We start from the raw sequence: 519 nt of genomic DNA, 5'->3' as shown, positions 1-519 counted from the left end.
TTAACGGCTTCTCCATACTGCTGAATGGCTGCTTGTTGTAATCCTTTTACTACATATTGTTCCGAGCCAGCATTTGCACTCGAAACTGGTTCGGAAGAGAATAACTTAAAGGCAAATATGGCACCAGCTCCAATTAATACCACGCTTCCTATGACACTCGCAATAATCTTGAATCCTTTTCTATTTTCCTTTCCAGGCTTTACTAGCGTTTTTACTTCATCCGCTGGACTATAAGAAGGTTCTTCCTTCCTTTCTGATGATTCTTCTTGATATTCATATTCTTCATGAAAAGGAGAATCATTGATTTCCCTTTCTAATGTTTCTAACAGCTCCTTCTTTTGTTCCTCTTGTTCCGGATCTAATTGCATCACATTCATTTTTTTAGAAATGTGATCAAAAATATGATCTGCATATCTCAAACCGAGTGATAACGTACCGTTATAAATTTCATTAGAATGACCATCTAACAAATCGAAGTCAATATGTTCTTGCCTCCCTGCCTCTCTATAAACTCGTTCT

1 pseudogene is annotated in these 519 nt (G+C 37.2%); it reads right to left on the bottom strand.

Annotation, left to right across the window (positions count from 1 at the left end):
- Positions 1-519 (bottom strand): annotated as a pseudogene (locus tag CN409_RS31205) (hypothetical protein); the annotation flags it as partial.

The organism is Bacillus sp. AFS012607, from assembly GCF_002558005.1.
GTDB classification, from domain to species: Bacteria; Bacillota; Bacilli; order Bacillales; family Bacillaceae_G; genus Bacillus_A; species Bacillus_A thuringiensis_S.
This window is presented reverse-complemented; position numbering and strand designations above follow the sequence as displayed.